This is a genomic window from Micrococcus sp. KRD070, assembly GCF_017168435.1.
Taxonomy (GTDB): domain Bacteria; phylum Actinomycetota; class Actinomycetes; order Actinomycetales; family Micrococcaceae; genus Micrococcus; species Micrococcus luteus.
On sequence record NZ_JABFNH010000007.1, the window covers coordinates 36,173 to 36,424 of the forward strand.

At 67.5% G+C, this 252-nt stretch carries 1 pseudogene; it reads left to right on the plus strand.

Annotation, left to right across the window (positions count from 1 at the left end):
• Window positions 1-132: 132 nt before the first annotated feature.
• A pseudogene (locus J1M38_RS02285) lies at window positions 133-252 on the plus strand (IS481 family transposase); the annotation flags it as partial.

Genomic DNA, 252 nt, shown 5'->3' on the forward strand with positions numbered 1-252 from the left:
GGCTCGTCGAAGGTCAGGCCGTCACGAACTGGAAGCAGGCCCTCGCCCAGCTCGCCGCGGCCTACCCCGACCGGATCAACCCCTACCTGTGACCACCCCGCTTACACAGACAAGTTGACACGCCCCCCACTCATGACTCACGCTAATGCACCCCTGACTCCCACCGGCCGTCTCAGGATGGTCCACCGCCACCTGCACGACGGCATCCCGCAAGCCCATGTCGCCGCCGAGTTCCGGGTGAGCCGGCCCACG